The following is a 2,556-nucleotide window of genomic DNA, read 5'->3' as shown; positions in this document are numbered from 1 at the left end:
ACCCGGCTGCGGACCGCCTCGGCCGCCGAGTCCGCCGCCGCCACCCGCTGCCGGGACCTGGACCGGCTGTCCGCCCTCGCCGCCGACCGGATCCGGGAACTCGCCCCCGCGCGCGCCGCGTACGACCGGATCGCCCGGCTGTCGGACCTGGCGTCGGCGACCAGCGCCGAGAACCGGTTCCGGATGGAGTTGGAGACCTATGTGCTGGCCGCCCGCCTCGAACAGGTCGCCGCCGCCGCCGGGATCCGGCTCCAGCGCATGTCGGCCGGCCGCTACACCCTCGTGCACACCGACGCGCGCGGCGGCGCCCGCTCCAAGTCCGGGCTCGGCCTGATGGTGGTCGACGCGTGGACCGGTACCGAGCGCGACACCTCCACCCTCTCCGGCGGCGAGACCTTCTTCGCCTCGCTCGCGCTCGCCCTCGGCCTCGCCGACGTGGTGACCGACGAGTCCGGCGGCACCCGGCTCGACACCCTCTTCATCGACGAGGGCTTCGGCAGCCTGGACGAACAGACACTGGACGAGGTGCTGGACGTACTGGACGGACTGCGGGAACGGGACCGGGCGGTCGGCATCGTCAGCCACGTCGCCGATCTGCGGCACCGCATCCCGGTGCAACTCCGGGTGCTCAAGGGACGGGACGGCTCGACCGTACGGATGCGGACCGGCGCGGGCACCCGCGGCTGAAGCCGGCGCCGCACGTCCTCACAGCACCAGCGGTCGCCCGCGCAGCGGTGAGGAGTAGACGATGCTGGTGGTGACCGCCCCGAGCCCGCCGATGCGCCCCGTCACCTCTTCGAGGTGCCGCATGGACCGCGCCACGACCTTCATCACGAAGCAGTCGTCGCCGGTGACGTGATGCGCCTCCAGGATCTCGGGGGTGGTGCCGAGCAGGTCGTGGAAGGGTTTGTAGTTGCCGGTCGGGTAACGCAGCCGCACCATCGCCAGGATGGGCAGACCGATCCGCTCGTGGTCGATCACCGCCGAGTAGCCGCGGATCACGCCGGCCTCCTCCAGCCGCCTGACCCGTTCGGTCACCGCGCTCGCCGACATCGACACCGCGCGCGCCAACTCGGCGTAACCCGCCCGGCCGTCGCGCTGCAGGGCCTCCAGCAGGCGCCAGTCGGTGGCGTCCAGGGAAATCGTGGTCATCGCCCATGACTAGCAGGGGAAACCCCGGCCGATCAACCGTCGCGCCGGGGAACGCTCCTTCAAGGCCGCCGCCGCGGCCTCTAGATTTCCCGGCATGAGCACACCACCCAACACACCACCCGACACACCATCCAGCACACTGCCCAGCACCTCCGCGGCCGGCTTCACCGACGACGCCGCCATCGCCGGCAACCCCATCCTGCGGATCGCGCCCGCCGCCCCGGCCGACGCCGCGGCCCACTTCGCGGCCGCGCTCGCCTTCCACACCGACGTCTCCGATGTGGCCGCAGCCCTCGGCGCCGCCGACGGCCCCGGCTTCGTCCTGGTCGACTCCCGCAACGCCGCCTCCTGGGCGCAGGGCCACATCCCCGGCGCGCTCCACCTGCCCACCGCGCGGATCGCGCAGGACGCCCCCGCGCTGCTGGACACCGCCGTGCCGGTCGTCGTGCACTGCTGGGGTCCCGGCTGCAACGGCGCGGCCCGCGCCGCCCACGCGCTGGCGACGCTCGGCTACCAGGTCAAGGAGATGCTCGGCGGCATCGAGTACTGGATCAGGGAGGGCCTCGGCTACCGGACCGCCGACGGCATCGTCCGGGGTGACACCGACCCGCTCACCGCACCGGTCGGCGCGGGCGACTGCGGCTGCTGAGCGCGCAACGGGCTGGGACCGGGCGCTGATGCCGAGCGATCCCGGCGAGGGCGAGGGCGAGGGCGGGGCGAAGGCGCGGGCGCGGGGCGCGGCAGGGACGGCGGGAGGCGGTCACGGCGCCCCGTCGTGGGGCGGGCAGGCTCAGGCGGGGATCGAGGTGAGCTCGTACGCCCAGAGCTCACCCCGGTCCGCGACCCGCACGAAGCCGACCCGCTTCAGTACCGCCTGGGAGGCGTGATTGCCCGGCTCGGTGGTGGCCAGCACCGTCATCACGTCCGGCTGGGCCAGCGCCCACTGGCACAGCGCCCGGGCGGCCTCGGTCGCCCAGCCGGCGCCGCGGGCCGACTCCGACAGGTCGTAGCCGATCTCCACCGAGCCCCGGACCGGCGGGCCGTGGAAACCTGCGCCGCCGACCGCGGTGCCGTCCTCGGTGCGCACGATCGCGAACAGGCCCCAGCCCGGCTGGTAGACCCCGGCCCGGGAGGTCGCGACCGTCATCGTGGCGGCGCCCACCGTGCCGTCACCCGGCACACCGTCGATCCACACCAGCGCGGCGGGCTTGCCCTCGGCCAACTGGACGGCGTCCTCGGGAAGCTGCTCGCGCAAGGTCAGCCTGCCCTGGGTCAGCACCAGGCGTCCGCCGTCGCGGGAAGCGTGCAGGGTCATCCAGCCGTACCGCCTTGTCGCAAGAGAGGGTCCCGGCGCGAGCCGCTGACCCGGCCGGACCGCAGAGCAGCAGCGTAACAACCGCCCGA

4 protein-coding genes are annotated in these 2,556 nt (G+C 73.9%); 2 read left to right on the top strand and 2 right to left on the bottom strand.

Features of this window, described 5'->3' with window-relative positions:
• On the top strand, window positions 1-687 hold a 687-nt coding region (locus tag GA0115240_RS25475), incomplete at its 5' end, for an SbcC/MukB-like Walker B domain-containing protein (protein ID WP_272919931.1).
• An 18-nt stretch (window positions 688-705) separates the two neighbouring features.
• On the opposite strand, the gene GA0115240_RS25470 is transcribed toward GA0115240_RS25475, so the two are convergent.
• The gene (locus GA0115240_RS25470; protein WP_093740050.1) at window positions 706-1,152 is read right to left on the bottom strand and encodes an Lrp/AsnC family transcriptional regulator; all 447 of its coding nucleotides are present in this window, start codon (window positions 1,150-1,152) and stop codon (window positions 706-708) included.
• A gap of 94 nt (window positions 1,153-1,246) precedes the next feature.
• On the opposite strand from GA0115240_RS25470, the gene GA0115240_RS25465 reads away from it, so the two are divergent.
• Window positions 1,247-1,801, top strand: coding sequence for a rhodanese-like domain-containing protein (locus tag GA0115240_RS25465; RefSeq protein WP_093740048.1), 555 nt, complete (start codon window positions 1,247-1,249; stop codon window positions 1,799-1,801).
• A 141-nt stretch (window positions 1,802-1,942) separates the two neighbouring features.
• Here GA0115240_RS25465 and GA0115240_RS25460 read toward each other — a convergent pair whose 3' ends face one another.
• Window positions 1,943-2,467 (bottom strand): GNAT family N-acetyltransferase, encoded by a 525-nt coding sequence (locus tag GA0115240_RS25460; RefSeq protein WP_093740046.1) that lies wholly within the window; start codon window positions 2,465-2,467, stop codon window positions 1,943-1,945.
• Between the last annotated feature and the right edge of the window lie 89 nt (window positions 2,468-2,556).

This window comes from Streptomyces sp. DvalAA-14 (assembly GCF_900091855.1).
GTDB lineage: Bacteria > Actinomycetota > Actinomycetes > Streptomycetales > Streptomycetaceae > Actinacidiphila.
Note: the sequence above shows the minus strand (reverse complement) of the source record. Positions and strands in the feature narration are given on the sequence as shown.

Excerpts from the sequence above, each read along its gene's own strand:
- GA0115240_RS25470 (WP_093740050.1), bottom strand. The coding sequence starts at position 1,152 with ATGACCACGATTTCCCTGGACGCCACCGACTGGCGCCTGCTGGAGGCC.
- GA0115240_RS25465 (WP_093740048.1), top strand. The coding sequence starts at position 1,247 with ATGAGCACACCACCCAACACACCACCCGACACACCATCCAGCACACTG.
- GA0115240_RS25460 (WP_093740046.1), bottom strand. The coding sequence starts at position 2,467 with ATGACCCTGCACGCTTCCCGCGACGGCGGACGCCTGGTGCTGACCCAG.